Below are 1,786 nucleotides of genomic sequence, written 5' to 3' on the forward strand. Positions count from 1 at the left end.
CCAGACGGGCAATATGCTCCCGCACTTCATCGTGATCGCCAACGGCCACACGCTGGACGAGGCGCTGGTGCGCGCCGGCAACGAGGAGGTCCTGCGCGCCCGCTTCACGGATGCGCGCTTCTTCTACCAGGCCGATACGTCTCGCAAGCTCGAGGATTTCCTGCCGCGGCTGGAGACCCTGACCTTCCAGGAGAAGCTTGGCTCCATGCGCGACAAGTCGCGCCGGCTGGAGCGTCTGGTGCCCATCCTGGCGGAGGAGCTGGGATTGAGCGAGGAAGAGCGAGCCGCCGCGGCCCGCGCCGCCTATCTGGCCAAGGCGGACCTGGCCACGCAGATGGTGATTGAGATGACGTCCCTGCAGGGCATTATGGGCCGCGAGTATGCCCTGCGGAGCGGCGAGCCGCCGGCGGTCGCCGAGGCGATCTTCGAGCAGTATCTGCCGCGCTGGGCCGGCGACGCCCTGCCGCAGACCCGCGCCGGCGTCGTCCTGGCCCTGGCGGACCGCATTGACAGCCTCATCGGCCTGTTCGCCATCGGGCTGACGCCCAGCGGTTCGGCCGACCCCTTTGGTCTGCGGCGTGCCGCCCTGGGCCTGGTGCAGATCATCATCGAGCACCAACTGCCGCTCTCCCTGCACAAGATACTGCGGGAAGCCGCGGTGCTCCTGCCGGTGGAATGCTCCGACGAAGCCCTGGAGGCGGCGTATGAGTTCATCCTCGGCCGGCTGCGCGGCTGGCTCCAGGAACAGGGCCTGCGCTATGATGTCGTGGAGGCGGCGTTGGCCGGCAGTGGCGATACCCCGTACCGGGCCTGGCGGGTGGCGCGCGAACTGCAGGCATGGGTCCAGCGGGAAGACTGGCCGCAGATCCTGGCGTCCTACAGCCGCTGTGTGCGCATTGTGCGGGGACAGCCGGCGCAGTACCGCCTGGCCCCCGAACTACTGACGGAGCCGGCCTCGCAGGCCCTCTATCAGGCCTACCTGCGCTGTCTGGAAGAGATGCCGCCCGATGGGGGCATGGACGCCTTCTTCCAGGCCTTTATCCCGATGATCGAGCCGATCAACCGCTTCTTCGACGATATCCTGGTGATGACGGAGGATCAGGCACTGCGGGAGGCGCGGCTGGGACTGCTCCAGCGCATCGCGGCCCTGCCGGCGCATCTGGCAGACCTGTCAAAGCTGGAGGGGTTTTAATCCCACGAAGCAAGGCCCCGCTTTCCGGCGGGGGGCCTTTTGCTATCGGGTGCAGATATCGGCATAGCCGCAGTGGGCACAGCGGCTGGGGATGCGGGTGGGCGGTGGGGGTTCGCCGGCCCGCAGATGCCGGCGCATAATCTCCAGCGCCTCCAGCAGTTCGCTCCGCAGTGCTATATCATACGACACCCGGACGGCGCGGTCATCGTACCGCAGGATGCCGTAGGGCGGCGCCTGGCCGGTGGCTTCCTCGATGAGCAGGCAGTAGGCCGCTAACTGGAGCTTATGGGATTCATATGGGACCGCCGGCGCGTTCCCCGATTTCACCTCCACGGGGATATACCGCCGCCCCTCCTGTACCACGTAATCGGGCCGGCCCTGCAGGCCATAACGCTCGGAGCGCAGGAGCGGGGCGCGGCCGTCGCCGGCGTCGGCGTAGCGTATCGCGCCGGCGGGCAAGCCGGCCCGTTGACGCAGGCGGCGCGCCCACAGCCACAGGACGGCGCCGGCGAGCGCGAAGAGGATCGTCAGGAGCAGCAACAGTCCCATCGGAATCCGCCCCTATGGGGCGGCGATGATGAGGCTGGTAGCGTT

General features: G+C 68.0%; 2 protein-coding genes. One reads left to right on the plus strand and one right to left on the minus strand.

Annotated features, from left to right (window positions below):
- On the plus strand, positions 1-1,192 hold a 1,192-nt coding region (glyS, locus tag H5T60_01725; protein MBC7241148.1), incomplete at its 5' end, for a glycine--tRNA ligase subunit beta.
- Positions 1,193-1,234: 42 nt separating this feature from the next.
- On the opposite strand, the gene cas4 is transcribed toward glyS, so the two are convergent.
- Positions 1,235-1,741, minus strand: a complete 507-nt coding sequence (gene cas4, locus H5T60_01730; GenBank protein ID MBC7241149.1) for a CRISPR-associated protein Cas4 — start codon at positions 1,739-1,741, stop codon at positions 1,235-1,237.
- Between the last annotated feature and the right edge of the window lie 45 nt (positions 1,742-1,786).

This window comes from Anaerolineae bacterium (assembly GCA_014360855.1).
Taxonomy (GTDB): Bacteria; Chloroflexota; Anaerolineae; order JACIWP01; family JACIWP01; genus JACIWP01.

Excerpts from the sequence above, each read along its gene's own strand:
- cas4 (MBC7241149.1), bottom strand. The coding sequence starts at position 1,741 with ATGGGACTGTTGCTGCTCCTGACGATCCTCTTCGCGCTCGCCGGCGCC.